We start from the raw sequence: 26143 nt of genomic DNA, 5'->3' as shown, positions 1-26143 counted from the left end.
CCAGGATCAGGGGGATGACTAATCCTGGGGGGTGAACACAAACGTCAGGTTGCGCTGGAACACCGACTCGAACCCACGGTACGGCAATGGCTGCGCGCTCAGCACCGCTGCCTCGATCGAGCGCTGGCCGGCCTCGTCGTAAGGGCAACCCGGCGCCACCTTGGCCTCCATCACGGTGCCACCCGGCAACTGGCGGATGTTGATGCTGCATTTCTGGCCCGGCGGCACCGACGGCGGGCGCACCCACTGCGCCAGCACCTTCTGCTGGATCGCCGCGGCGTACTTGGCCGACAGATCGGTGTTGGTACCGCCCTGCCCTGCGGTCGGCTGCGCGGTGGCGGCGGCAGCCGACGAGGCCTGCTGCGCACGCGCGGCGGCGACCTGGCGCAGCTTCTGCTCGGCCAGCGCGGCTTCCTTGGTGGCCTGTTCGCGCTGGCGGCGGATGTCTGCGATCTTCTTTTCGCGTTCGGCATCGGCGGCAGCCTGCTGCGCTGCGGCCTGCTTCTTCTTGGCGTCGGCTTCTTCCTGCTGCTTGGCCAGGCGCAGTTTCTGCTCGGCCTCTTCCTGGCGTTTGCGCTCGGTCAGGTCGATCTGCTCCTGACGGCGCTTGGCCTCCTGTTCCTGCTTGGCCTTTTCCGCCGACAGCGCCAGCGCGTCGACGCGGTCCTGGTCGACCTTGTCCGGCTGCGCGACACGTTCCTGCGCCTGCGCCTGTTGCGGCGTGGGCGCATCCTGCGGACGCGGTTCGGGAATCGGCTGCGGCGGCGGCACGGTGTCTTCCGGTGCCGGTTCGGGCAGCGGTGCCGGCGGTGGCGGTGCCTCCACCGGCGTGGCCTTCAGCGCCTGGCGCGCAACGCGCGCTTCGGCGGCGGACACGTCCAGCGAGGCTTCCATGCTGGGGTCGCCCGCGGCCGGCTCGACCGAGCGTTCGGGCGACCACAGCCAGCCGGCGATGAACACCAGCGCGACCAGCACGTGCACGACCAGGGCCAGCACGACCGGCCGCAGCCAGCCATCCTCGCGCGCCGTCTGAGTGGGGAGTGCGTCAGCGTGCATCGCTGCCTGCAGTGCCGCCGGAGTCGGAGATCAGGCCGACCTTCTCGACCTTGGCCTGCTTGAGCACGTCGATGGCGTCCATGATCTTTTGATATGGCGCGGCACGATCGCCGGCCACGACCACGCGCGCGTCCTTGTCCTGCGCCACGATGGCGGCCAGTTGCGCCTGCAGCGCCGCCACGTCCATCGCCTGCGGCTTGCCCTTGGGCAGCTGCAGTGCGAGCTGGCCGTCGGCGGCAACCACCACCACGACCGGATCCTGCTTGCTCTCCAGCGCCTTGGCGCGCGAGCTGGGCAGGTTGACGTCGGTGCTCAGGGTCAGCAGGGGCGCAGTCACCATGAAGATGATCAGCAGCACCAGCATCACGTCGATATACGGCACGACGTTGATGTCGGATTTGAGCTTGCGCTTCTTACGGCGGGAAATACCGGAAATCATCGCGGAACGTTCCTATTGATCCCCCGCACATGGATGTGCGGGCTCTTGCGAGGGACTCGCCCATCCAATCCATCGCACATGCGTGTGCGCGCTGTCGCGAGGGGCTTGCCTGTCCAATCCCTGCGCCGCACCAGACGCGCATGTGCGAACGCCGCACCTGCCACGTCCACGCAGCGGGATGTGCGTGCCGTGACGGGGCATTCGCCTGGCTGCCGGCTGTCGCAGGGCACGCGCATTACTCGTCCGCGCCGGCCTGGCGCTGCAGGATCGAGCTGAACTCGTCGGCGAAGGTCTCGTAGCGCACCGACAGCCGTTCCACGCGGGTGGTGAAGCGGTTGTAGGCCCACACCGCCGGAATCGCCACGAACAGGCCGATGGCGGTGGCAAACAGCGCTTCGGAAATACCCGGTGCGACCGCAGCGATACCGGCCTGCTCGCCGCTGCTGACCATGTCGTGCATGGTCACCATGATGCCGAACACGGTGCCGACCAGGCCGACGTACGGCGCGGTGGAACCGATGTTGGCCAGCAATTCGAGATTGCGCTCGAGCTGGTCGACTTCACGGGTGAAGGCGGTGCGCATGGCGCGCTGTGCGCCTTCCAGTTGCACCCGCCCGTCCAGCCGGCGGCGGTCGCGCAGCCGCGAGAACTCGCGGAAGCCGCTCTCGAACATCGACTCCAGGCCGCCGACGGTGCGGTTACGGTCGGTGGCCGACGCGTAGAGCTTGGCCAGATCGGCGCCGGACCAGAAGCGGTTTTCGAACTCGTCCGCCTCGCGGTTGGCCTGCTTGAAGGCGCGCGCCTTGCGGAAAATGATCACCCAGCTGATGAACGAGCCGATCAGCAGCAGCAACACGATGATCTTGACCGGGATACTCGCCCGCAGAATCAGATCGACATAGTTGATGCTGCTGTTGTGCGCCACGCTGGCGGTCTGTGCCGCAGCGGCGGCAACGTCCTGCGGTAGTGCTTCCACTACCGTGTCCTGCAGGGCCAGGAGCAATGCAATCGACATCCGTTTGTTCCTCAGTAATCGGATTCTGGGGTTTCTAGAGCTTTCAACACGTCATACAGCGCATCGTCCATCCCGCGCGGGCGGAAGTCGCTGGTGCCGAGTGCGGCAATGCGCACCTCGGCGGTCAGCAGCACTTCGCCCTCGCGACGTACCGACTGCGCAAACAGCAGGCTGGCCCGTTTGCATCGCAGCAGTACCGCCGACACTGACAGCGCGTCGTCGAGCCGGGCCGGCTTGAGGAAATCCAGTTGCATCGAGCGGACCGCGAACACCAGATCGTGCTGCTGGCGCATGCGCTCCTGCCCGTAGCCGAGTGCGCGCATCCACTCCGTGCGCGCCCGTTCCATGAAAGCGACGTAGCGCGCATGGTAGACCACGCCCCCGGCGTCGGTATCTTCCCAGTACACGCGTGTCGGCCAACTGAATACAGGCGGGGATTGGGGAATCGGGAGTCGGGAATCGGCGGTCATGGGCACGGATTGTTGGTCGAGACGGCCTGGGCGCGCGATGAACGGAGCGTCATCAGAACAGGTCTCCCGGCTCGCCGATGCCCGGTGAGCGGTCGCGCGGCGGCTTCAGGCCCAGGTGCAGATAGGCCTTGGTGGTGACCATGCGGCCGCGCGCGGTGCGGATCAAAAAGCCCTGCTGGATCAGGTAGGGCTCGATCACGTCTTCCAGCGTGCCGCGCTCTTCCGACAGCGACGCGGCCAGCGACTCCACCCCGACCGGGCCGCCGTCGAAATGATCGACGATGGTGCGCAGCATGCGGCGGTCGAGCTCGTCGAAGCCTTCCGGGTCGACCTTGAGCATCTGCATCGCCGCCTGCGCCACCGGCAGGTCGATATGCCCTGCCGCCTTGACCTGGGCGAAGTCGCGCACCCGCCGCAGCAGCCGGTTGGCGATACGCGGGGTGCCGCGCGCGCGGCGGGCGATCTCGGCCGCGCCCTCGGGCGTGCAGTCGATGCCCAGGATCGCCGCCGAACGGATCACGATGCGGGTCAGTTCCTGCGGCGAATAGAACTCCAGCCGCTGCACGATGCCGAAGCGGTCGCGCAGCGGCGCGGTCAGCAGGCCGGCACGGGTGGTGGCACCGATCAGGGTGAACGGCGGCAGGTCGATCTTGATCGAGCGCGCGGCCGGGCCGTCGCCGATCATGATGTCGATCTGGAAATCTTCCATCGCCGGATACAGCACTTCCTCCACCACCGGCGAGAGGCGATGGATCTCGTCGATGAACAGCACATCGTGCGGCTGCAGGTTGGTCAGCAGCGCAGCCAGATCGCCGGCCTTCTCGATCACCGGGCCGGAGGTCGAGCGCAGGTTCACGCCCAGCTCGTTGGCGATGACATGACTGAGCGTGGTCTTGCCCAGACCGGGCGGGCCGAAGATCAGCACATGGTCCATCGCCTCGCCGCGCGCCTTGGCCGCTTCGATGTAGATCTCCATCTGCTCGCGCACCGGCTGCTGGCCCAGATAATCGGCCAGGCGCTTGGGGCGGATGCTCGCATCGGCGGCATCGTCTTCGCGGGTGGCACTGCTGGCGATGATGCGCTGTTCGGTCATCCCGCCATCTTCGCATGCCGCGTGCGGGCGGCGCAGCATCTAGCAATCAAGATCGGCCTGCCGCAGCACACTGAAGAACGCGTCGAAGCTGGGCGCGCGCCAGGTTGGGACCAGCCCCTCCCAGCGATCGAAATACACCACGTCCGGCTCGCACTGCGGGCCGCGCGCGCGATAGTCCAGGCACAACAGACAGTCAATGTTATGGCTTGACAGCACCAGCACCCGATCCAGGCCGGCGTGCAGGCAGGCCGCCGCGCTGAAGTCGTCGGGGTCTTCGAAGGCAGCGGCCAGATCCAGCAGGCTGCCGATCTTCGCCAGCGGCGACAGATACCGATCCACCAGCACGCATTCCCAATCCACGTAAAGATCGGAGGGAAAGCGGGTCCGCGGCACCCAGCACCAGCCGGTGTCGCCGCCGTCCTGGACACTGTAGAGCTGCTTGAACAACGCCGGCAGGCGCACGCCCAGGCGCGCTTCGGTGGCAGCCAACACAGAGGCGTCCGCAGCGGCCCCGCCGTCGTTCCAGTACCCGGCACCGCTCCAGAACGTGGTCAACGCGGGCGGCTGCGGCTGCCAACGCACCACATCCCCATCGTGCTTGGCCTGCAAGGCGGGCGACCAGTAGTGGACATCGACCAACTGCGACAGCAGAGCGTCCACGTTGGCGAACTCCGCAAGCCTGCGATTATTGCCTGCGTCGACATAGACCACGGTGGGCTCAACATCGGATGCGGAGTAGTCCAGGCACAGCGCGCGGCTGGGCGTGCGGTCATCGGCGGCAATGACGATCAGGCGGCCGTCATCGCTACCGGCAGCCAGACCGGCAAATGCGTCATCGCGGTAGTCCTCGCGAGCGCGCACCTGTGCGAAGGAAAACAATTCTGCACTGCCAAGCAGGCGTGCACGCGGGATCAGCCATTCGGCCTTGAGCCAGTTGTCCGGTTCCTCAAGCGACTGGCCACGCGCCATCTGCACAGCGCCGCCGTCATAGCGTGCATACAGGCTGCGCAGCCACGCCGGCAGACGTACACCGAGCCGCGCCTGCGCCGCTGCGATGGCGGCCTCGCTCGCCGGCACGCGCCCGAGGTTGAGCGCTTCGTCCCAGAAGGTGGCCAGGCTCGGCGAACGACCGTAGATCATCCACTTGAGCGCTGCCATGCTCAGATCTCCACTTGCGCGCCCAGCTCGACCAGGCGATTGCCGGGGATGCGGAAGAAGCCGGTGGCCGGGGCGGCGTTGCGATGCATCAGCGCGAACAGCTTGTCGCGCCAGATCGGCATGCCGCGGTTGGCGCTGGCCACGATGGTCTCGCGGCTGGCGAAGAAGGTGGTGTCCATCGGGTCGAAATGGATGCCGCCCTGGTCACAGGAACGCATCAGCGCCAGCGGCACGTCCGGCGTTTCCATGAAGCCGAAGCGCACATAGACGCGGTAGAACTCGTCGCCGATCGACTCGATTTGCAGGCGCTTGTCCGCCGGCGCGTACGGGATCGGCAAGGTGTCGACGTTGAGGAAGATGTTGCGCTCGTGCAGCACCTTGTTGTGCTTGAGGTTGTGCATCAGCGCATGCGGCACCACCATCGGGTCGGCGGTGAGGAACACCGCCATGCCCGGCACGCGCGCCGGCGGGGCCAGCATCAGGCCCGGCAGGAAGCTGTCGATGCGGATGCCGTCCTTGCGGATTTCCTCGCGCAGCAGCGCGCGGCCGCGGCGCCAGGTGCGCATCAGAGTGAACACCACGATGCCCAGCGCCAGCGGGAACCAGGCACCCTGCAACAGCTTGGCGCCGTTGGCGATGACGAAGGCCAGCTCGATGAAGAAGAACACCACGCACAGCGGCAGCACCCAGTTGCGCCAGCGCGGCCACAACGAGCGCGCCACCAGCGCCAGCAGCAGGGTATCGATCAGCATGGTCATCGACACCGAGATGCCGTAGGCCACCGCCAGATTAGTGGAACTGCGGAAGATCAGCACCAGCGCGATCACCATCACCATCAGCAGCCAGTTGATGCCGGGCACGTAGATCTGGCCGATGGTGGTGCGCGAGGTGTGCTTGATCAGCATGCGCGGGATGTAGCCCAGCTGCATCGCCTGGCGGGCCACCGAATAGGCGCCGGTGATGACCGCCTGCGACGCGATCACGGCCGCCAGCGTGGCCAGGATGATCATCGGATACAGCGCCCAGCCCGGCACCGCTTCGAAGAACGGGTTCTTCAGTGCGGAGGGGTGATTGAGCACCAGCGCGCCCTGCCCCAGGTAGTTGAGCAGCAGCATCGGCAACACGAAGAAATACCAGCCATGGCGGATCGGCTTGGCGCCGAAGTGGCCCATGTCCGCATACAGCGCTTCACCGCCGGTCACCGCCAGCACCACTGCGCCCAGGATGAACACCCCGTGCCAGCCGTGCTCCATGAAGAAGCGGATCGCCCACCAGGGATTGAAGGCCTTCATCACTTCCGGTGCGTCGACGATGTTCCAGGCGCCGATCGCCCCCAGCGACAGGAACCACAGGCAGGTGATCGGGCCGAACACCTTGCCGACCTTTTCGGTGCCGAAGCGCTGCACCATGAATACCACCAGCAGCACGATCACGGTGATCGGCACGATGAAGGGATGCAGGCTGGGCGCGGCGATTTCCAGGCCTTCGACCGCGCCCATCACCGAGATCGCCGGGGTGATCACGCCATCGCCGAAGAACAGCGAGGCGCCGAAGATGCCGAGAATGCCGACCACGTACGCCGAGCGCGACCCGCTGCGCAGGGTGCGCTGGGTCAGCGCCATCAAGGCCATGATGCCGCCCTCGCCCTCGTTGTCGGCGCGCATGATGATGGTGACGTACTTGAGCGTCACCGTGACCATCAGCGCCCAGAACGCCAGCGACAGCACGCCCAGCACGGTGTCGTGGTCGCTGGTCAGCCCGTAGTGCGGCGAGAACGCCTCCTTGAGGGTGTACAGCGGACTGGTACCGATATCGCCGAAGACGACGCCAATGGCGCCGATGACCAAGGCCATATGGCTATTGGCAGGCGCATGGCCGTGGCCAGCTACGGAAGTGGGGGTCTGGGACATGAAGTGGGCAGGGTATCGCCAAGTGGCGTGAAGGAGAGGAGGACGGCGCGGCCTAACGCAGCGCGGCCTGGAGGGCCTTGCGAATGACCGTGGCGACTTCGTCGCCTTCTGCCCCGGCCTCGCGTGCCATGCGTGCGGCCTCGGCCGGCTTGTAACCCAGTTGCTGCAAGGCCACCGTGGCTTCGGACACCGCATCCGGGCCGAGCTGGCCGGTGATCGGCGCGCCACTGCTGAAGTCGGCGGCGCGGTCGCGCAGCTCCACCACCATACGCTCGGCGGTCTTCTTGCCGATGCCGGGGATGCGGGTCAGCGCGGTGATGTCGCCACTGGTGATCAGCCGGGCGAACTCGTCCACGCTGACCCCGGAGAGCACCGCCAGCGCGATCTTGGCGCCGATGCCGGTGACCTTCTGCACGTCGCGGAACAGCCTGCGCTCGCCTTCGCGCAGGAAACCGTACAGCGACACGCTGTCTTCCTTCTGCGCGTAGTGGGTGAACAGGATCACGTCGCGGCCGACATCGGGCAGGTCGTAGAAGGTGCTCATCGGCGCCTCCAGCTCATACCCCACCCCACCGACATCGATCACCAGCCACGGCGGCTGCTTGTAGGCCAGCAGCCCGCGCAGGCGGCCGATCATTGGGCACCTCCAAGGAGATGCCGGGATTGGGCATTGGGGATTGGGGATTGGTTAGTTCCCTCGCGGCCGTTGACAACGGCCGCGTACAGCCCGATCAGCTCAGCGCGAACGAACCTGCCGTTGCCAATCCCCAATCCCGACTCCCGAATCCCGATTCTCATTTCTTGCGGCTCCAGGCCTGTTGGGTATTGACGCCCAGGCGCTGCGCGGTGGCGCGCACGTGGGCGTGAGTGATGGCGACCGCCAGTGCGTCGGCGGCGTCGGCCTGCAGCTTGCCTTTCAGGTTGAGCATGATGCCGACCATGTGCTGCACCTGCACCTTGTCCGCCCCGCCCTTGCCGACCAGCGCCAGCTTGATCTCGGTGGCAGCGTACTCGTGCACCGGCAGATCGCGCAGCACCACTGCGCAGATCGCCGCGCCGCGCGCGTGGCCGAGCTTGAGCGCGGAATCGGCGCTCTTGCCCATGAACACCTTCTCGATCGCCACTTCCTGCGGCCGGTAGGTCTCGATCACCTCGCCCAGCCCGTGCAGCAGGCGCTTGAGCCGCTGCGCGAAGTCGCCCTCGCCCAGCAGCACCAGCGGCGCATGATAGACATGCCGGCTGCGACCGCTCTCGTCGACGTCGATGATGCCGAGCCCGGTGCGCTGGGAGCCGGGATCGATGCCCAGGATGCGGGTCATCGAAACGCCGGGATTGGGGATTCGGGATTCGAGATTAGTGACGCACCTGCAGTGCGGCGATCGCATTGCTGTTGCGAATCCCGAATAACGAATCCCGCCATCCCGGCCATCATCAGGCGCCAAGCGCCGCTTGATCGACGTTCGAATAGACGTCCTGGACATCGTCCAGGTCTTCGAGCATGTCGAGCAGCTTGCGGACCTGCACGGCGGTGTCGCCGTCGACGGCGATGTCGTTTTCGGCGCGGAAGGTGATTTCGGCGTGTGCCGGCTCCAGGCCGGCGGCGGTCAGCGCCTGCTTGACCTGGGCGAAGGCGTCCGGGGCGGTCAGCACGTCGATGGCGCCGTCTTCCGGGTAGACCACCACATCGTCGGCGCCGGCTTCGATCGCCGCGTCGGTGAGGGTGTCTTCGTCGGTGCCGGCGGCAAAGCTCAGCACGCCCAGGCGCTTGAACATGAAGGCCACCGAGCCGTCGGTGCCCATGTTGCCGCCGCACTTGCTGAAGGCATGGCGCACGTCGGCCACCGCGCGCACGCGGTTGTCGGTCAGGCAGTCCACGATCACCGCCACGCCGCCGGGGGCGTAGCCCTCGTAGCGCACTTCCTCGTACTCCACGCCTTCCAGCTCGCCGGTGGCTTTCTTGATGGCGCGCTCGATCACGTCCTTGGACATGTTCGCCGACAGACCCTTGTCCACCGCCACGCGCAGGCGCGGGTTGTTGGACGGATCGCCACCGCCGCCGCGCGCGGCGACGCTGATCTCGCGAATGATCTTGGTGAACATCTTGCCGCGCTTGGCGTCGGAGGCGTTCTTGCGGCCTTCGATGGAGGGGCCTCTACCCATGGGTGGTTCCAGACTGGCTTGGATGACAGGGCGCGGATTTTACCTGATTGCTCGCCCGCACCGGGGCGGCGACGTTCAGCGGCGGAACCGGCCCTGGCGCAGGAAGCGCAGTACCTGCTGCGCGGCCTCGGGCGAGCGCAACAGGCCGCTGTGGCTGGCCTGCACCACGCAATGGTCGCGCAGCCCGGGCAGGCGGGTTTCGGCCAGTGCCACGGTGCCGTCCGAGCCGCCGTCCAGCGGCGCCAGCCATCGCCCCACCCCGCGCGCGACAGTGCCGGCGATCTGGCCGATCTCCGCCTCGCCCTCCCATTGCACGACACCGTGCTGCAGCAAGGCCGCGCTGCGCCCCAGCGCCCAACGCCCGCCGCGGCGGGCCAGGCCGCGCGCGGCGGCGCTGCCGCACAACGGCGAGCCCAGACAGACCACGCGGCGCACCGGCAATTCGGGCGCGGCGCGCAGGGCCTGCAGCGCGACCAGGCCGCCCAGGCTGTGGCAGACCAGCAATTGCGCGCCGGTCGCCTGCAGGCGTTCGATCAGCCGTGGCACGGCGCGTTCGGGTCCGCCGAGCACACTGGCGTAGCCGAACAGCGCCGGCGCCAGGCCCTCGGCACGCAGCCGGCGCGCGAGCGGCAACAGCCAGTGCGCGGTGTTCCAGATGCCGTGCACCAGCAGCACGTCGGCGGTCGCGGCGCTCGCCCGCTCACGCAGGATGCGTTGGGAGTGACCCGGGATGAACGAGGATGCGCCGGACACGGAGGTCATGACCGCGACTTGGCGCCGGCTTCAGGTGAGCGCGACGGCGTGCCGGATCTGCAGTGAGTCAGGTGCGCGCGAATCAACGCCACCCGCGCCGGGCCGGCAGACCGGCAACCGATGCGCGTGCTGGCCTGCAGGCGACCGAGGTGGGGATGGTGCCGGTGGCACTCAGCGTGGCCGGGCGCGGGCAACCGTGGTCGCACGCCGCGCCAGCCGGACATCGGCGCGCCGTTCAATCGGCCGCAATGCGCGGGGTGCGGCGCAGGATGAATTCGCGGTCGAGGATCTTGCCGACCGGGAAATCGTATTCGCCGACCTTTTCGAACCCGTAGCGGGCGTAGAAGCGCTGCGCGCCGAAATTCTCCGACCACACGCCGATCCACAGCGTGCACGGGCCGTCGCGCTCCAGCCAGTCCAGCGTGGTCTCGAACAGGCGGCTGCCCCAACCGCTGTTCTGGTAGTCCTTCAACAGATACAGCCGCTTGAGCTCACCGTCGCCGGGACGCACGTCCTGGTGCGGCAGCCCGCAGGGGCCGGCGGCAGCGTGGCCGACCAGCAGGTTGTCCATCTCCAGCAGCCAGATCGCATAGTCCGGATGCGCCAGCACGATGCGCGCGCGCTCGACCGCATAGGTCTCCTGCAGGAAGCCGTGCAGATCCTCCTGCGGGTAGAGATGCCCGAAGGTTTCGGTAAAGGTCTGCGCAGCCAGCAGCGACAAGGCTTCGGCATCGTCCGGTGTGGCGCGGCGGATGCGGGTCATGCGGGCGTCTCTTGCCGGGTGGACGTGGCAGCTTCGCGCATGCGGTGGTGGGGTCGCAAGCGGGGATTCGGGATTCGGGATTCGGGATTCGGGATTCGGGATTCGGGATTCGGGATTCGGGAATCGGGAATCGGGAATCGGGAATCGGGAATCGGAAGAGCATCTGCGATCCGATCCGCGTTTGCGGGCCGGCGCGGGTGTGGACTGCGCGCAGTGCGTTGTTGAGGGCGAGCGCGGAGCAAGGCCCTGCGTCGCGGCTGCGGCAGTCGCGGCCGCAGATGCGGGCATCGATCGTTGGGCGGGGGCGCGATGCGCCCGCGGCATCCCTGCACGCGACACGCTGCGCGGCGCAGCGTATCGGCTGCACGGCCACGCTGGGGTGGCCGTGGGTGGCAGGTCAGACCTGCTTGGGGCGTACCTGCACGTGCACTTCGGCCAGCTGATCGGCGGCGATCGGCGACGGGGCGTCGGTCATCAGGTCCTGTGCGCCGGTGGTCTTGGGGAACGGGATGACGTCGCGGATGGAATCGGTGCCTGCCATCAGCGCCGCGATGCGGTCGATGCCGAAGGCGATGCCGCCGTGCGGCGGTGCGCCGTAGTTGAGCGCATCCAGCAGGAAGCCGAACTTGGCGCGCGCTTCCTCGGCGCCGATGCCGAGCAGCTCGAACACCGCGCTCTGCATGTCCGGGCGGTGGATACGGATCGAGCCGCCGCCGATTTCGTTGCCGTTGAGCACCATGTCGTAACCGCGCGACACCGCCGTGCGGGCATTGGCGCGCAGGTCGGCGATGTCGTCCACCGCCGGCGCGGTGAAGGGGTGATGCAGGGCCACGTAGCGCTGCGCCTCCTCGTCCCACTCGAACATCGGGAAATCGGTGACCCACAGCGGCGCCCAGCCATCGGCGATCAGGTTGAAATCCTTGCCGGCCTTCAAACGCAGCGCGCCCATGAAGTCGGACACCTTGTTGTAGCCGCCGGCACCGAAGAACACGATGTCGCCGTTGCCGGCCCCGACGTGCTTGAGCAGCGCAGCGAAGGCCTGCTCGTCGAAGAACTTGGCGATCGGCGAGCTGACTTCGCCGCTCTCCGACAGCTTGACGTAGGCCAGGCCCTTGGCGCCGTACTTGGCGGCATGGGCGGCGTATTCGTCGATCTGCTTGCGCGACAGCGTGGCGCCACCGGGGATGCGCAGCGCGGCCACGCGGCCGTCGGCATCGTTGGCGGCGGCGGTGAACACCGGGAACTCGCTGCTCTTGACCAGTTCGGCCACGTCGACCAGTTCCAGCGCGATGCGCAGGTCCGGCTTGTCCGAGCCATAGCGACGCATCGCCTCGGCCCAGGTCATGCGCGGGAACTGCGCGGCCAGTTCGACGTCCACCACTTCGGCGAAGATGGCACGGATCATGTCTTCGACGAAATCCTGCACGTCGCGCTCGCGCACGAAGGCGAATTCCATGTCGAGCTGGGTGAATTCCAGCTGGCGGTCGGCGCGCAGCGCTTCGTCGCGGAAGCAACGCGCGATCTGGTAGTAGCGGTCGAAGCCGGCCACCATCAGGATCTGCTTGAACAGCTGCGGGCTCTGCGGCAAGGCGTAGAACTCGCCCGGATGCATGCGCGCCGGCACCAGGAAGTCGCGCGCGCCTTCCGGGGTGGCCTTGGTCAGGATCGGGGTTTCGATGTCCTGGAAATCGCGTGCGTCCAGGTGCCGGCGCAGCGCCTGCACCAGCTTGATGCGGGTGCGCTGCATGCGCTGCATTTCCGGACGGCGCAGGTCCAGATAGCGGTACTTCAGGCGCGTCTCCTCGCCCGGGTTCTCGTGCGCGTGGAACGGCAGCGGCGCGGCCTTGTTGAGGATGCTGATGCGGGTGGCGATCACTTCCACCTTGCCGGTGCGCAGCTTGTCGTTGACCGCGTGCCGCGCACGCACCACACCTTCGACCTGCAGCACGTCCTCGTAGCCAAGGCTAGCGGCCACCTTGAACAGCTCGGCGCTGGCGTCGTCGCCTGCGACCGGTTCGACCGTCACCTGCACGATGCCTTCGTGGTCGCGCAGGTCGATGAAGCACACCCCGCCCAGGTTGCGGGCCACGTCGGTCCAGCCGGCGAGAGTGACGGTTTGGCCGATCAAGGTCTCGTCGACCAGGCCGCAGAAGTGGGTACGCATCGAAAGCTCCGCTGAAAAACCCGACACAGGACAGCGCCGGAGAGCCGGATATTCTGGGGCCGGCGGGCGGCAGGAGCAAATCTGCTGGCGCTCATGGCCGCTTAAGTCAGTGCCCGGCTGAATAGGCGCCAGACCCTTCCGCACCAAGGACGCCACGATGCTGCGCACCGCCCTGCTGCTCTCCGGCTTCGGCCTGATCACCCTGACCGGCCTGCTGACCAGCGCGCCTGCCGCTGCGCAGGACCGCGGCTGGAACGGCCCCAGCATCACCTGCTCCAGCAACGACAACCGTCGCCGCGAGTGCGATACGCCGTTCCGCGGCCGCGCGGTACTGGTCGAAAACATCTCAGGCACGCGCTGCATCGAAGGCCGCAACTGGGGCAGCGAGCGCGGCCGCGTCTGGGTCGACAACGGCTGCCGCGCGCGCTTTGTCGATGGCCGCAACGGCGGCGGCTGGGGCGGCAACGGTGGACCCGGCGGCGGGGTGGCCGGCACGGTCCGCTGCGAGAGCAACGACCAGCGCCAGAAGATCTGCGACACCGGCTGGCGCCGCGCCATGCTGGTGCGCCAGCTGTCCAATACGCCCTGCGTGGAAGGCCGCAACTGGCGCCAGGACGGGGGCCGGATCTGGGTGGACGACGGCTGCCGGGGCGAGTTTGCACAGGCACGCGGCGGCGGCTGGGACCGGGGTGACGGCGGCTACGGTGGCCGCGACGACCGCCCGCGCAACGATTACGCCATCACCTGCGCCAGCGACGACCGCCGCCTGCGTACCTGCGGCTGGGATGGCCGCTATGGCCGCCCGGTGCTGACCCGCCAGCTGTCCGACACCCGTTGCGAAGAAGGCCGCAGCTGGGGGTACGACGAGCGCCGTGCGACGGTGTGGGTCAACGATGGTTGCCGGGCACGCTTCGAGGCGCGTTGAAGCAGCGAACAGGCGCGCCGCGCGCGGCTGGGTCCAGGGGTTGGGACGTCCGCCCTGCCAGCGGCTGCGGCGCGCTGGTCCGGCTCAGGCGGGGTCGGCCGCGGGCTTGGCAGCAGGCTTGCTCTCGGCGGCGGCCGCCGGCTTGGCATCGCCGCCGGCGCTGCTGCTTTCGGTGAGGTTTTTCTTCTTCTCGCCCGCCGACTTGAAGTCGGTCTCGTACCAACCGCTGCCGGACAGACGGAACGAGGGCGCGGTGATCTGGCGCTTGATCGTAGCCGCCGCGCAGGCCGGACAGGTCTGCGGATCGGGGTCGGCCATCTTCTGCAGGCGGTCGAAGGCGTGACCGCAGGTGGTGCACTGGAAACCGTAGATGGGCATGGCAGGATCAGCTGAAGACGATGCGGGGCGCAGATTCTAGACGGATGCGGGCAGGCAGGTGCAGTGGGCCGTCTGCGACCCTGCACGCGCGCGAACATCTTGCGGGTGAGAGACATCGATCGATGGTGGCTGGGTGGCGCTTGCGCGCCAGGTGCGCTCGCTCGACATCGCCGTTCCAATCGGCAGAAACACGAGGTCGGAGGGTCGCGCGCGTATCGAAGGTAGCAGCCTACGCATCGAGCAGTCATCAAATCGGCGTGATCTCGCGAACCGCGCAGAGAGATGAGGCGACCATCCCGCACGCCACAAACTCACGCTTTGCATCGGCCTGACCTCACACCGGCCGCTATCGAGAGCCACTGAGCCAGGTCGTTTCGATCAAGCCGCACAATCCGGGCTGCTACACTCGAACACGTGATCGACGCGCCTCTCCCCCCACGAGGACCGCATCCATGTTGCGGCTGACTGCCTTATTGCTGGGCGTTGCCCTGTTGCTAACCGGCAGCGGGCTGCTCGGCACCTTGCTTGCCGTGCGCGGTGGCCAGGCCGGTTTCGATGCGCGTGCGCTGGGCCTGATCATGTCCGGGTATTTCGCCGGCTTCTTTCTCGGCACCTTTTTCGCACCGCCGCTGATTCGGCGTATCGGGCATATCCGCGCATTCGCCTTTTACGCGGCGCTGGCGGCGATTGCCGTGTTGCTGCATCCGATCTGGTTGAACGCCTGGGGCTGGGGCCTGCTGCGCCTGGTCACCGGCGCGGCACTGGTCGGCCTGTACACGGTGATCGAGAGCTGGCTCAACGCCGAGCCGGACGCGCGTCGGCGCAGCCGGGTGTTCTCGGTGTACATGGCGATCAACCTGTCGGCGTTGGCGCTGGGCCAGATCCTGCTCACCGCAGGCGATGCGAGCGCACCGGCGATGTTCACGCTGACGGCGATCCTGATCTGTGCGGCGGTGATGCCGGTGATGGCCACGCGCCTGATTCCGCCCGAAGTGCCGCACGTCTCGCGGCTGCGCCTGAAAACGCTGTATGCGTTGGCGCCGGTGGCGACCATCGGCGCGGGACTGTCGGGCCTGGCGATGGGGGCGTTCTGGGGCTTGTTGCCGGTGTACGCCAACCGCATCGGGCTGGATGCCGATGGCGTGGCGATGTTCATGCTCACCGCCATCGTCGGCGGCGCGGTGTTGCAGTGGCCGATCGGGCGCATCAGCGATGGCCATGACCGGCGCATCGGCCTGGTCACGATCAGCGTGCTGGCAGCCGGCATTGCGATCGCCGCCGCGGTGCCGATGGTGCAGGCACAGGCAAACCTGCTGTTCGTGCTGTTCTTCGTGTACGGCGGGCTGGCGTTCTCGCTGTATCCGTTTGCGGTGGCGCACATGCTCGATTACCTGCCGCGCGAAGATCTGCTCTCCGGCTGCAGCAGCCTGCTGCTGGTGCATGGCGTGGGCGCAGCGATCGGTCCGGCCCTGGCCGGTGGCGCAATGCAGAAATTCGGACCTGCGGCACTGCCGGTGTATTTCGCGGCGATGCTGTTGGCGCTGTCCGGATTTACCCTGACCCGCTTGCTGCGCTTCACGCGCCGCCGCACCCATCCAATCTCCTTCCGCCCGATGTTGCGCACCACGCCATCGGCGCTGGAGTTGATGCCGGAAACACAACAGGCCGAAGCGGCGCCGCACACCAAGGGCGGCTGATACACCTGTTTCGCTGTCGTCGGTCGCTGCGCTGCTGATCAGGCGATATGCGGCGTTGCTGCAGAGGCCCCTTTGCCCGCCCACCATTGCGAGGGGCGCCGCAAGGCGAAGCAGCTGGTGGACGACTTTTTGGATGGATCAGTTGTCAAGCGGTTGATCTGCGGCCTGGCTGCAAGGCCCTTGCCCGCCCCCCGTCGCGGGACACGCCGCAAGTACGTCCTTGTAGGCTCTTACGCGGCATCCATGCCGCGTAAGGTCCCGCGATGGTGAGCGGACAAGGACCAGTCAAGGTGGTCGGCGTGCATGGTTAAGAGCAGTGCGTGATGCGCGTTGCTCGATAGTGGTGTGCCGCTCGAAACCCGACACACGTTTCGACAAGCGGCTTTTCACGCGGCCACCGACCAAATGTCTGGTGCGGTGTCCTTACCGGTTGCGGGACCCTTGGCGGCATGGATGCCGCCAAGGAGCCTCCATGGACGGATTCACGGCGTGTCCTGCAAGTGGTGAGGGCACCGCGCACTCGACTTACCAGGCTCTTGACCTGAGCACTTGAGTGCATCTACAACAACGCGACGATTCGAAATCGCTTGTCTTGAAGTGGAGACAACGCTGCAACACGAAACTCCGGGTGTCTTGCAACAGCGCGGCCCGGAAACATCCAGACAGCGCTGAATCGCCATCGTCCCGACGTTAGGACTTCCCAAGTCCATCTGGTGATCTCGGCCACACCTTTAGCGCGGTCATCATCACGCAATGCAAGCGCGGCAGTCTTTGCAGACCCTCCCCGCTTGTTGGATTGCAATGGATTCGACGTCCTCCTCGCGCGTGCGCCGTCCGGCCACGCTCGCCTTGTTGCTGGTTCCGCTCACCCTGCCCGCTTATGCGCAACAAGTCCCTGATGGCGCAGCGTCTGGCCCGGCTGCGGCCGAACCGGGCAGCGCTGGCGAACAGGTGTCCACGCTGGATCAGGTGCAGGTGGTCGGCCAGGCGATGACGTATTCCAAGACCAACGTCAGCAAGGAAATGCTGGACCGCCAGTTCGTGCTCGGCAGCGTCAACGATGCGCTCAACGAACTGCCCGGCGTGGTGGTCACCGAGGCCGATGCCTTCGGCTCGTCGGATTGGGGCACCCAGATCAGCATGCGCGGCTTTGTCAGCAATCGCGATACCCAGCAGATCGGCACCACCATCGATGGCGTGCCCAATGGCGGTTCGGCGTATGGCGGCGGCTCCAAGGCCAACCGTTTCATCGACATGCCGGACCTGGAAACGGTGGAAGTCAGCCAGGGCACCGCCGACATCGCCTCGCGCTCCAACGAAGCGCTGGGCGGCACCTTGAACTATCTCACCGGCGAGCCGCTGGAAGAGCAGCGCGTGCGCGTGATCGGCGGCATCGGCGACAACCAGGCGCGCAAGTATTACGCGCGCTACGACACCGGCCTGCTCGGGGGCAGCACACGCGCCTGGGTGAGCGGCTCGTCGGCACGCAACGACGACTGGATCGACGGCAGCGGCCACACCAGCCGCGATCATCTGGCCGGCAAGTTCGTCAGCATCCTGGACAAGTGGACCCTCAGCGGCTACGCCTCCTACGACGATGCCGACGAATCCGAATACACCAGCGTGACGCCCGAGCAGTTCGCGCGCGACCCCGAGCACGATCTGTTGACCGGCACGCTCACCGGCATTCCGTACCTGGACCAGAACTACCGCTCCGGCTCGCGTGCGCTGCGCAAGAATACCTTTGGTTATCTGCGCGGCGCCTTCGATGGCGGCAACGGCTTCAAGACCACGCTGACCGGCTATGCGCATCGCATGCAGGGCCGCGGCGACTGGATTCCGCCGTATCTGGTGGATGTCACCAACGATGGCGCCGGCGCGCCGGAATCCGAAGCGCGTGGCGGCAACACCGTGTACGCCGGCAGCGACCTGGGCAAGCTGTACTACCTCACGCCCGGCGGCGCGGCCGCGACCATGCTGGCCGGTTGCGCCGGCAGCGATGCGGTGCCGGCCGAATCCAACCCGGCCTGCTATCCGGCCGGCTCGGTGCCGGTGCAGTCGTATCGGCACAGCCACTACGACAACCACCGCGCCGGCGCGATGGCCGATGTGGAATGGCGCGCCGATCTCGGCGCCATCGACAACACCGTGCGCGCCGGCGCCTGGCTGGAGCGCTACGACCGCAGTGTCACCCGCGACTGGCATCGCCTGCTCAACGTCGGCACCAACATCAGCTTCGATCATCAGCCGTACTGGGTGCAGTTCAAGGACAACTACCAGACCGACGAGCAGATGTATTACGTCGAGGACGTGATGCGCTACGGCGCCTTCGCCTGGCGCGTGGGCGTCAAGCAGTTCTTCGTCGACCAGACCCGCGACCGCCGCATCGGCGATGCGCAGCATGTGGAATCGGATTCGCATTCGGACCCGCTGCTGTCGGCCGGCCTGACCTGGACCACACCGGTGCAGGGCCTGGAAGCCTTTGCCGGTTACTCGCAGAACTTCGCCGCGATTCCCTCCGGCGTGCTCGGCGAGACCGACCCGGTCGCACTGAGCCGCGTGCAACCGGAAACCGCCGACAACGTCGAACTCGGCCTGCGCCTCAGCCGCTGGCCGCTGACCGGCAGCGTGACCCTGTACGACATCCGCTTCGACAACCGCATCGTCTATGTGCCGGCCAACTTCGTCACCGGCATCGATTACCTGGGCGAAACCGACGGCGTGTACGAGAACTTCGGCGGCGTGCATGCGCGCGGCGTGGAAGCGGCACTGGGCTATGGCTGGGACAACGGCTGGCGCATCAACGGTGCCTACACCTACAACAAGGCCGATTACCTGGGCAGCGGCGACGCCGCACGCGATACCGCGCTGGAGATCACCCCGGGCGCGCAGGTGATCGGCCAACCGCGCAACACCCTGGTGATGTCGGCGGACTGGCGCGGCCAGGCGTGGCGCTTCGGTGTGTCCGGGCGCTATCTGGGCAAGCGCTACCTGGATGCCTCCAACCGCGCCGCACTCGATGGCGTGACCACCTTCGATGCCAACCTCGGGGTGGAACTGTCGCAGCTGTCGTCGCAGCTCAAGGGCCTGCAGCTGGCGCTCAACGTCAGCAACCTCACCGACAAACGCTACCTGGAAGGCGTGGACGGCAGCGACAGCGCCTTTATCGCCGCGCCACGCACGGTCGGGCTGACGTTGACGCTGGATCTCTAACGTCGGCGGCGTATGGCCGAGCTGCGCGGGATAGGCTTTGCGATGTGCTGGAGCGGATCGGGCTGAAGACACGCCACCCGATCCGCCCCCTGCATCGCCTGCCACGCAGGTGTAAACGGAGAGGATCGGCGGTGTTGCAAGCGCAAGACAATAAACCCGCTGACGCGTCGGTTACGCTCAGCCCGCTCCAACGCAGACAGGATGGGAACGCCAACCAGGTGACACGATGATCGACCTTCCCCGCCGCCGCGTTCTGCAGACCGGGCTTGCCAGTGCCGCCGCCGCGCTGCTGCCGCCCAGCATCGCGCGGGCCGCCGCCATCGCGCCGGACCGCCGCACCGGCACGCTGGAGGATCTGCAGCATGTGGTGATCCTGATGCAGGAAAACCGCGCCTTCGATCATTACTTCGGTAGCCTGCCCGGCGTGCGCGGGTTCGGCGATCGTTTTCCGATTCCCGCACCGCCGCTACCGGGCGCGCCCGCGCGCACGGTGTGGCTGCAGCCCAGCGAGGACGGCCGCCAATGGCTGACGCCGTTCGCGCTGGATACGGCAGCGCAATTCGGCTTCATGCGCGTGCAAGGCACGCCGCATAGCTGGGTGGATGCGCAACGCGCCTGGGATCACGGCCGGCTCGGCCACTGGGCCGCCGCCAAGCACAACCATGCGCTGGGCTATTACCGGCGCGCGGATATTCCGTTCCAGTACGCGCTCGCCGACGCCTTCACCATCTGCGATGCGTACCACGCCTCGATCCAGACCGGCACCAATTCCAATCGCGTGTTCCTGTGGAGCGGCGGCAACGACCCGCAGGCGCGTGCCGGTGGCCCGGTGATCGGCAACTCGCACGACAACTTTGCGGAGCTGGGCGGTTTCCCCGACTCCTACCGCTGGACGACCTACGTCGAGCAGCTACAGAACGCCGGCGTGTCCTGGCAGATCTATCAGGACATGCGCGACAACTTCACCGACAACCCGCTGGCGGGCTTCGCGCCATTCCGGCAGGCCTTCAATGCCGCGCCCGGGCACGATGCGCAACTGCGCGCGCGTGGCGTCAGCACGCGCGGTGTCGAGCAGCTGCGCGCCGATGTGCTGGGCGGGCAACTGCCATCGGTGAGTTTCATCATTGCCGATGCGGCCGGCAGCGAACATCCGGATCCGTCCAGTCCAGCGCAAGGCGCGGCCTACACTGCACGCGTGCTGGATGCGCTCACCGCCGACCCGCAGGTGTGGAGCCGCACCGCATTGCTGTTGATGTTCGACGAGAACGACGGCTTTTTCGATCACATGCCGCCGCCGGCGCCGCCGTCGCCGGACCCACGCGCGGCCGGCGGCCTTGCCGGCGCATCCAGCATCGCCACCGACGACGATTACCACCGCCACCCGGCACCGGGCGAACAGAAAGTGGATCTGCCCGAGCTGCGCGGCAGCCCCTATGGCCTGGGTCCGCGCGTGCCGCTGTACGTGATCTCGCCGTGGAGCCGCGGCGGCTGGGTGGACTCGCAGGTGTACGACCACACATCGGTATTGCGGCTGCTGGAACGCCGCTTCGGCGTGCCCGCACCGGAGATCACACCGTGGCGGCGCGCAGTCTGTGGCGACCTGGTCAATGCGTTCGATTTCCGCACGGCCGATGCGCGCCCGTTCGCCGCGGCGCTGCCCGATGTCAGCGCAACCGCAGCGCGCGCGGCAGCCCTGCGCGAACACGCACTGCCGCCCTTGCCTGCCGCGTTGCAACCGCCGCAGCAGCCCTTCGGTACACGCCGTTCGCGGGCGCTGCCGTATCGCCAAAGCGTGGAACTGGCAGCGTTGCCCGAGCGTGGCCAGGTGAGGCTGCGCATGTCCAACGCGGGTGCTGCGGTGGTCCTGCATGTCTACGACCGCTTTGATCTTGCGGCGATTCCGCGCCGTTACACCGTAGGGAGCGGCGCAGCAGTGGATGCCACGTGGACCACCGACGACGGCCGTTACGATCTGTGGTTGCTCGGCCCCAACGGATTCCATCGTCACTACCGTGGCGATCTGAGTGCACCGTTGCTGGTGACCGAGATCACCCAGGATGCAAACGATCCCGCGGCCGTGTTGTTATCGCTGCGCAATGCCGGCAGCACTGTCGTGCAGGTGGAGCTGCAACCGGCCGCATATTCAGCCGCGCAGCCGCACGAGCGCCTGAGCGTTGCACCCGGCACCACCGAGCGGCGCCGTTGGAAAGCGGCGGCAACTGGCGGCTGGTACGACCTGTGGGTGCACCACGACGGCGCAGCTCAGCGTCTGGCCGGACGTATCGAAACCGGTGCAGACAGCGTCAGTGATCCAGCCATGGGCGGGCCGGCGCGGCTGCAGCAAGACCTGCCTTTGCCGATCGGGGCACCCGGCTGAACCTTGCAGCCGGGCATGCGGTGAGCGCGCAGGCTGCTGCGTGCTCAGCATGCTTGCGCACGGTGCCGCTCAGTGCGCGTCGGCCGCATCCAGCATGCCAATCGTTCCCACTCACACGCGACATGGATCGCGGGAGGCAGCGGGTCGTTGCGCTCACCCCACGATGCTGTCGCGCACCGCGGCCGCCACTGCCTTCAACGCCGCGTCGCGCGCATCGCTGTCGACGCTGGCGCCATTCAAGTACGCGGTGAGCAGCAATGGCGCCTTGCCTGCCGGTGGCCAGATGATGGCGATGTCGTTGCGGGTGTCGCTGCCGTTGCTGCCGGTCTTGTCGCCGATCTTCCAGCCGCGCGGCAGGCCGGCGCGCAGGCAGGTATCGCCGGTGCGGTTGTCGATCATCCAGTCGGTCAGCTGCTTGCGCGAGGCCGGTTGCAGCGCGTTGCCGAGCAGCAGGGTGCGCAAGGTGGCGGCCATTGCCGCCGGCGTGGTGGTATCGCGCGGGTCGCCAGGGGCAAACCGGTTCATCTCCGGCTCGCGGCGGTCGCTGCGGGTGTGCGCATCGCCGATGCCGCGCAGGAAGGCGGTCAGGCCGGCCGGGTTGCCGACCAGCGGAAACAGCAGGTTGGCGGCCGGATTGTCGCTGTAGATCATCGTGGCCCGGCAGAGCTCGGCCACGCTCAGCGCCCCGCCGACATGGCGCTCGGTGACCGGGGCATGCTCGAGCATGTCGGAGGCGCGGATCGTTACCCGTTGCGCCAATGTCAGCTCGCCCCTGTCCACCCGCTGCAGTACCGCCGCAGCCAATACAAATTTGAAGGTGCTGCACATCGGAAAGCGCTCGTCTTCGCGCTGGCCGAGGCGCCTGCCGGTGGCGCTGTCGAGCAGGCTGATGCCCAGGCGGCCGCCGCTGCGGCGTTCGATCTCCGCCCACTGCGCCCGCAGCACATCGTCCACCGTCATCGCCGGCGTGAGTGCCCATGCAGGTCTGGAGGCCGCAAGCAGCACGCCCGCGCCGGTTGCGTACAGGAATTGTCGACGGTTCAACATGCAGCAGCCTCCAGGGAAGAGCCCGCAGTATCGGCGCATGCCGGCCACCGGACTATTGCGATGTTTCGATCCCTGGCATGAATTGAACTAATCTCTGTGCATGCCACGCCCCCGCCTCCCGCTCAACGCCTTGCGCGCCTTCGAGGCCGCCGCGCGCCACCAGAACCTGACCCGCGCCGCGAGCGAGCTGTGCGTCAGCCAGGCCGCACTCAGCCACCAGATCAAGGCGCTGGAGCAGCAACTGGGCAGCAGCCTGTTCCACCGCCTGCCACGCGGCGTGGCGCTCACCGACGAGGGCGCGGCGCTGGCACCGGTGCTCAGCGAGGCCTTCGACCGCATCGCGGCGACCCTGGAGCGCTTTGCCGATGGGCGCTATCGCGAGGTGCTCAGCGTCGGCGTGGTCGGCACCTTCGCCACCGGCTGGCTGCTGCCGCGATTGCCAGCGTTTCATGCCGCGCATCCGGAGATCGAATTGCGCCTCTCCACCCACAACAACCGGGTCGATCTGGCTGGCGAAGGGCTGGATCTGGCGATCCGTTTCGGCGACGGCGACTGGCAGGGCCAGATCGCCCATGCGCTGATGGAGGCGCCGTTTGCGCCGGTGTGCGCGCCCAGCATGGCGCGGGGCCTGCGCACACCGGCCGATCTGGCCCAGCTGCCGTTATTGCGCTCGTACCGTCTGGACGAATGGCCGCAGTGGTTTCGCGCGGCGGGCGTGGCCGAAGTCGCCGCACGCGGGGCGATGTTCGATTCGTCGTTGACGCTGGCCAGCGCGGCGGCCGCCGGTGCCGGCGTGGCGTTGTTGCCGTTGCCGATGTTTCGCCAGGATCTGGATGCCGGGCGCCTGGTCTGCCCGTTCCCGATCCAGATCGACGCCGGACGCTATTGGCTCACCCGGCTGCGCTCGCGCCCGGAAGGCGATGCCGATGCGCGATTGCGCGACTGGCTGACAACAGAGCAACAGCGCTCAGGTTGAGCGAGCCCGCCGCTGCGCTCAGCGGCGCGCGGATGCCGCGATCCCCTGCACCGCCACGCGGCGAAACGCCTCGTAGTGCGCCCTGTCGGCGAACCAGTGCGGGGCGAACAGCTCGAACAAGCGGTCGTTGTGATACAGCAGCAGCACCCGCTCGTTCTCGCGGTAGCGGATGTAATCGGACCAGGGCCGGCGCAGTCGCCCGTCTGCCCAGGTGATCTCCAGCCCGGTCTCGTCCCACGCAAAGGTGTAGGTATGCCGCAGCGCGGCCTGCTGCGCGTGCAGGCGTTTGATCTTCCGCGGCAAGCCCCAGACGTGCAACACCACCAGGCCGATCAAGCCGCCGCCTCCGGCACCGATCAGCATCGGGCCGATGATTTCGCCGGCCCCGATCAGTTGCAGCAACCCCGCCCCGATCAACAGCAGGACCACCAGGATCACGATCAATAGCTTGGCCGTCTGTCGCGCATGCAGGCGCTGCGCGGCCAGATGGTCTTCCAGACTGATGGTGGCGCTGATCATGTTGCCTACCTCCCTGTGCTTGGCCCCACGCGCATCGTAACGCCTGCGCGTTACGCGCCTTCGATCAACTCCATCCACGCCGCCTCGGCGGCGGCCAGCTGCTGCGCCGTGGCCTCACGGTCGCGGCCCAGCACCGCCATCTTGTCGGTGTCGGCATAGTTCGCCGGGTTGGCCAGCTGGCGGTCGAGCTCTGCCAACGCGGCTTCCAGCTCGCCGACGCGCTTTTCCGCGCTGGCCAGCTTGTGCGGGTTGACGGCTTTCTTCGGCGGCAGCGGCTTGGTCGGCGGCGGCGGGGTCGGCGCCACTTCGGCCATCTTCTGCTTGGTGCCCTGGGCGGCCGGGCGGCTGCGCAGCCAGGCGGCGTATTCGTCCAGATCGCCAGCGAACGGCTCGACCACGCCATCGGCCACGCGCCAGAAACTGTCGCAGACCAGGCCGATCAGATGGCGGTCATGCGAGACCATCACGATGGCGCCTTCGAAGTCGCTCAGCGCTTCGGCCAGGGCCTCGCGCATTTCCAGGTCCAGATGGTTGGTCGGTTCGTCCAGCAGCAGCACGTTCGGCTGCTGCCAGGCGATCAGCGCCAGCGCCAGACGCGCGCGCTCGCCGCCGGAAAACCCATCCACCACTTCGAAGGCGCGGTCGCCAGCGAAGTTCCATTTGCCCAGGAAATCACGGAACGCCTGATTGGCGCCATCCGGCGACAGCTCGCGGAAGTGATCCATCGGCGACTGGCCCTCGTGCAGCGATTCCACCGTGTGCTGGGCGAAGTAGCCGATCCGCAGATCCGGATGCGCACTGCGCTCGCCCGACAGCGGCTGCAGCTCGCCCACCAGCGTCTTGACCAGTGTTGACTTACCCGCACCATTCGGCCCCAGCAACCCGATCCGGTCACCCGCCTCCAATCCGAATCCGACATCGTGCAACACGGTAATCGCATCGCTGGACCCCAGCTTTTGCGATTCCCCATTCCCGATTCCCGATTCCCGCGGCGCAGCCGCATACCCGCACGCAGCGTGATTCAGCCGGATCAACGAAAACGGCAACCGATTGGGCTGGGCGAACTGGATGCGGAATTCGCGCTCGGCGCGTACCGCCTCGGTGCCGGCCATCTTGGCCAGGCGCTTCATGCGGCTCTGTGCCTGGGTGGCCTTGCTGGCCTGCGCCTTGAAGCGGTCGATGAAGCTCTGCAGATGCGCACGCTCGGCCTGTTCCTTGTCGTGGGCGATCTGCTGCTGACGCAGGTGCTCGATGCGCTGGCGCTCGAAATCGGTATAGCCGCCGACGTACAGCTTGGCGGTGCCGCCGTGCAGATGCAGCGTATGCGTGGCCACGTTGTCGAGGAACTCGCGGTCATGCGAAATCAGCAGCAAGGTGCCCGGGTACTTGAGCAGCCATTGCTCCAGCCACAGCACCGCATCCATGTCCAGGTGGTTGGTCGGTTCGTCCAGCAGCAGCAGGTCGCTGGGCATCATCAGCGCGCGCGCCAGGTTCAGGCGCACCCGCCAGCCGCCGGAGAACGAGGACACCGCGCGGTGATGGGTGTCGGCCGGGAAGCCCAGGCCGTGCAGCAACTTGCCGGCACGCGCCTCGGCGTCGTAGGCGCCGAGCTCGGCCATCTTCTGGTGCGCATTGGCGACCGCTTCCCAGTCCTCACGCGCAGTGGCTGCGGCCTCTTCCTGCAGGATCGCCGAGACCTCGATGTCGCCGCCGAGCACGAACGACAGCGCCGGATCGGGCAGCGACGGGGTTTCCTGCGAGACGCTGGCGGTGCGCACCTTGCCGGGCAGGTCGACATCGCCCTTGTCCGCTTCCAGTTCGCCCTTGACCGCGGCGAACAGGCTCGACTTGCCGGTGCCATTGCGGCCCACCACACCAACGCGGTAGCCGGCATGCATGGTCAGGTCGACGTTGGACAACAGCAGACGCTCGCCGCGTCGCATGGAGAAGTTGCGCAGGGAAATCATTGATGGACAGTCCGATAGAACGAAAAGGAATGAGCAGATGAGCAGCACTCCTGCGACGCCATT

The 26143-nt window shown here is 67.3% G+C and carries 22 protein-coding genes; 5 read left to right on the top strand and 17 right to left on the bottom strand.

The window, feature by feature from the left end:
* Positions 1–18: 18 nt before the first annotated feature.
* The 13 genes from tolA to aspS form a co-directional block, all read right to left on the bottom strand.
* Complete coding sequence (gene tolA, locus DYQ94_RS04765; RefSeq protein ID WP_024939949.1) at positions 19–1056, bottom strand: cell envelope integrity protein TolA; 1038 nt, start codon at positions 1054–1056, stop codon at positions 19–21.
* A complete protein-coding gene (gene tolR / locus DYQ94_RS04760) occupies positions 1046–1495 on the bottom strand; it encodes a protein TolR (protein ID WP_016904126.1) in 450 nt (149 codons plus the stop codon). The genes tolA and tolR overlap by 11 nt, the downstream gene beginning before the upstream one ends.
* Positions 1496–1730: 235 nt before the next feature.
* Positions 1731–2510, bottom strand: coding sequence for a protein TolQ (gene tolQ / locus DYQ94_RS04755; protein WP_016904125.1), 780 nt, complete (start codon positions 2508–2510; stop codon positions 1731–1733).
* Between the two features lie 11 nt (positions 2511–2521).
* Positions 2522–2980: a tol-pal system-associated acyl-CoA thioesterase gene (ybgC, locus tag DYQ94_RS04750; RefSeq protein ID WP_024939950.1), complete on the bottom strand. Its 459-nt coding sequence runs from the start codon at positions 2978–2980 to the stop codon at positions 2522–2524.
* Between the two features lie 52 nt (positions 2981–3032).
* On the bottom strand, positions 3033–4073 hold the full coding sequence (gene ruvB, locus DYQ94_RS04745) for a Holliday junction branch migration DNA helicase RuvB (protein WP_126966251.1): 1041 nt from the start codon (positions 4071–4073) through the stop codon (positions 3033–3035).
* Between the two features lie 39 nt (positions 4074–4112).
* The gene (locus tag DYQ94_RS04740) at positions 4113–5231 is read right to left on the bottom strand and encodes an SMI1/KNR4 family protein (protein ID WP_104542740.1); all 1119 of its coding nucleotides are present in this window, start codon (positions 5229–5231) and stop codon (positions 4113–4115) included.
* 2 nt (positions 5232–5233) lie between these two features.
* On the bottom strand, positions 5234–7141 hold the full coding sequence (locus tag DYQ94_RS04735) for a potassium transporter Kup (RefSeq protein ID WP_039514603.1): 1908 nt from the start codon (positions 7139–7141) through the stop codon (positions 5234–5236).
* A 52-nt stretch (positions 7142–7193) separates the two neighbouring features.
* Entirely contained in the window at positions 7194–7778 is a 585-nt protein-coding gene (gene ruvA, locus DYQ94_RS04730) for a Holliday junction branch migration protein RuvA (protein WP_016904121.1), read from the bottom strand.
* A gap of 157 nt (positions 7779–7935) precedes the next feature.
* Positions 7936–8460, bottom strand: a complete 525-nt coding sequence (gene ruvC, locus DYQ94_RS04725) for a crossover junction endodeoxyribonuclease RuvC (protein ID WP_016904120.1) — start codon at positions 8458–8460, stop codon at positions 7936–7938.
* Positions 8461–8572: 112 nt separating this feature from the next.
* Positions 8573–9301 carry a YebC/PmpR family DNA-binding transcriptional regulator gene (locus DYQ94_RS04720; RefSeq protein WP_024940614.1) on the bottom strand — a complete coding sequence of 243 codons (729 nt, stop codon included), beginning with the start codon at positions 9299–9301 and terminating at the stop codon, positions 8573–8575.
* 75 nt (positions 9302–9376) lie between these two features.
* Positions 9377–10054: an alpha/beta fold hydrolase gene (locus DYQ94_RS04715; RefSeq protein WP_425519006.1), complete on the bottom strand. Its 678-nt coding sequence runs from the start codon at positions 10052–10054 to the stop codon at positions 9377–9379.
* A 235-nt stretch (positions 10055–10289) separates the two neighbouring features.
* Complete coding sequence (locus DYQ94_RS04710) at positions 10290–10817, bottom strand: GNAT family N-acetyltransferase (RefSeq protein WP_126966252.1); 528 nt, start codon at positions 10815–10817, stop codon at positions 10290–10292.
* Positions 10818–11214: 397 nt separating this feature from the next.
* Positions 11215–12981: an aspartate--tRNA ligase gene (aspS, locus tag DYQ94_RS04705; RefSeq protein WP_126966254.1), complete on the bottom strand. Its 1767-nt coding sequence runs from the start codon at positions 12979–12981 to the stop codon at positions 11215–11217.
* A gap of 157 nt (positions 12982–13138) precedes the next feature.
* Here aspS and DYQ94_RS04700 point away from each other — a divergent pair, with 157 nt between their 5' ends.
* Positions 13139–13906 (top strand): DUF3011 domain-containing protein, encoded by a 768-nt coding sequence (locus tag DYQ94_RS04700; RefSeq protein ID WP_104568106.1) that lies wholly within the window; start codon positions 13139–13141, stop codon positions 13904–13906.
* Between the two features lie 84 nt (positions 13907–13990).
* On the opposite strand, the gene DYQ94_RS04695 is transcribed toward DYQ94_RS04700, so the two are convergent.
* Positions 13991–14284: an FmdB family zinc ribbon protein gene (locus DYQ94_RS04695; protein WP_016904137.1), complete on the bottom strand. Its 294-nt coding sequence runs from the start codon at positions 14282–14284 to the stop codon at positions 13991–13993.
* Between the two features lie 452 nt (positions 14285–14736).
* Between DYQ94_RS04695 and DYQ94_RS04690 the strand changes: the two genes are divergently transcribed.
* From DYQ94_RS04690 to DYQ94_RS04680, 3 genes are all read left to right on the top strand, one after another.
* Positions 14737–15981 (top strand): MFS transporter, encoded by a 1245-nt coding sequence (locus tag DYQ94_RS04690; RefSeq protein ID WP_126966255.1) that lies wholly within the window; start codon positions 14737–14739, stop codon positions 15979–15981.
* A gap of 801 nt (positions 15982–16782) precedes the next feature.
* Entirely contained in the window at positions 16783–19194 is a 2412-nt protein-coding gene (locus DYQ94_RS04685; protein WP_126966256.1) for a TonB-dependent receptor, read from the top strand.
* Positions 19195–19420: 226 nt separating this feature from the next.
* Complete coding sequence (locus DYQ94_RS04680) at positions 19421–21571, top strand: phosphocholine-specific phospholipase C (RefSeq protein WP_126966257.1); 2151 nt, start codon at positions 19421–19423, stop codon at positions 21569–21571.
* Positions 21572–21724: 153 nt separating this feature from the next.
* Here DYQ94_RS04680 and bla read toward each other — a convergent pair whose 3' ends face one another.
* Positions 21725–22618 carry a class A beta-lactamase gene (gene bla / locus DYQ94_RS04675; RefSeq protein WP_126966258.1) on the bottom strand — a complete coding sequence of 298 codons (894 nt, stop codon included), beginning with the start codon at positions 22616–22618 and terminating at the stop codon, positions 21725–21727.
* Positions 22619–22718: 100 nt separating this feature from the next.
* On the opposite strand from bla, the gene ampR reads away from it, so the two are divergent.
* Entirely contained in the window at positions 22719–23594 is an 876-nt protein-coding gene (gene ampR / locus DYQ94_RS04670; RefSeq protein WP_126966259.1) for a LysR family transcriptional regulator AmpR, read from the top strand.
* An 18-nt stretch (positions 23595–23612) separates the two neighbouring features.
* On the opposite strand, the gene DYQ94_RS04665 is transcribed toward ampR, so the two are convergent.
* Together DYQ94_RS04665 and DYQ94_RS04660 are read right to left on the bottom strand one after the other, a co-directional pair.
* Entirely contained in the window at positions 23613–24113 is a 501-nt protein-coding gene (locus DYQ94_RS04665; protein ID WP_046343867.1) for a YcxB family protein, read from the bottom strand.
* A 50-nt stretch (positions 24114–24163) separates the two neighbouring features.
* The gene (locus DYQ94_RS04660) at positions 24164–26080 is read right to left on the bottom strand and encodes an ABC-F family ATP-binding cassette domain-containing protein (protein ID WP_126966260.1); all 1917 of its coding nucleotides are present in this window, start codon (positions 26078–26080) and stop codon (positions 24164–24166) included.
* Between the last annotated feature and the right edge of the window lie 63 nt (positions 26081–26143).

Source organism: Xanthomonas sp. LMG 8993 (assembly GCF_009835065.2).
In the GTDB taxonomy this organism is placed as follows: domain Bacteria; phylum Pseudomonadota; class Gammaproteobacteria; order Xanthomonadales; family Xanthomonadaceae; genus Xanthomonas; species Xanthomonas arboricola.
Note: the sequence above shows the minus strand (reverse complement) of the source record. Positions and strands in the feature narration are given on the sequence as shown.

Coding starts and splice junctions, on each gene's coding strand:
- DYQ94_RS04660 (WP_126966260.1), bottom strand. CDS start 26,080: ATGATTTCCCTGCGCAACTTCTCCATGCGACGCGGCGAGCGTCTGCTG.
- DYQ94_RS04690 (WP_126966255.1), top strand. CDS start 14,737: ATGTTGCGGCTGACTGCCTTATTGCTGGGCGTTGCCCTGTTGCTAACC.
- ampR (WP_126966259.1), top strand. CDS start 22,719: ATGCCACGCCCCCGCCTCCCGCTCAACGCCTTGCGCGCCTTCGAGGCC.
- ruvB (WP_126966251.1), bottom strand. CDS start 4,073: ATGACCGAACAGCGCATCATCGCCAGCAGTGCCACCCGCGAAGACGAT.
- tolQ (WP_016904125.1), bottom strand. CDS start 2,510: ATGTCGATTGCATTGCTCCTGGCCCTGCAGGACACGGTAGTGGAAGCA.
- tolA (WP_024939949.1), bottom strand. CDS start 1,056: ATGCACGCTGACGCACTCCCCACTCAGACGGCGCGCGAGGATGGCTGG.
- DYQ94_RS04710 (WP_126966252.1), bottom strand. CDS start 10,817: ATGACCCGCATCCGCCGCGCCACACCGGACGATGCCGAAGCCTTGTCG.
- DYQ94_RS04680 (WP_126966257.1), top strand. CDS start 19,421: ATGATCGACCTTCCCCGCCGCCGCGTTCTGCAGACCGGGCTTGCCAGT.
- DYQ94_RS04695 (WP_016904137.1), bottom strand. CDS start 14,284: ATGCCCATCTACGGTTTCCAGTGCACCACCTGCGGTCACGCCTTCGAC.
- bla (WP_126966258.1), bottom strand. CDS start 22,618: ATGTTGAACCGTCGACAATTCCTGTACGCAACCGGCGCGGGCGTGCTG.
- ruvC (WP_016904120.1), bottom strand. CDS start 8,460: ATGACCCGCATCCTGGGCATCGATCCCGGCTCCCAGCGCACCGGGCTC.
- ybgC (WP_024939950.1), bottom strand. CDS start 2,980: ATGACCGCCGATTCCCGACTCCCGATTCCCCAATCCCCGCCTGTATTC.
- tolR (WP_016904126.1), bottom strand. CDS start 1,495: ATGATTTCCGGTATTTCCCGCCGTAAGAAGCGCAAGCTCAAATCCGAC.
- DYQ94_RS04720 (WP_024940614.1), bottom strand. CDS start 9,301: ATGGGTAGAGGCCCCTCCATCGAAGGCCGCAAGAACGCCTCCGACGCC.
- DYQ94_RS04700 (WP_104568106.1), top strand. CDS start 13,139: ATGCTGCGCACCGCCCTGCTGCTCTCCGGCTTCGGCCTGATCACCCTG.
- DYQ94_RS04735 (WP_039514603.1), bottom strand. CDS start 7,141: ATGTCCCAGACCCCCACTTCCGTAGCTGGCCACGGCCATGCGCCTGCC.
- DYQ94_RS04665 (WP_046343867.1), bottom strand. CDS start 24,113: ATGATCAGCGCCACCATCAGTCTGGAAGACCATCTGGCCGCGCAGCGC.
- DYQ94_RS04740 (WP_104542740.1), bottom strand. CDS start 5,231: ATGGCAGCGCTCAAGTGGATGATCTACGGTCGTTCGCCGAGCCTGGCC.
- aspS (WP_126966254.1), bottom strand. CDS start 12,981: ATGCGTACCCACTTCTGCGGCCTGGTCGACGAGACCTTGATCGGCCAA.
- ruvA (WP_016904121.1), bottom strand. CDS start 7,778: ATGATCGGCCGCCTGCGCGGGCTGCTGGCCTACAAGCAGCCGCCGTGG.
- DYQ94_RS04685 (WP_126966256.1), top strand. CDS start 16,783: ATGGATTCGACGTCCTCCTCGCGCGTGCGCCGTCCGGCCACGCTCGCC.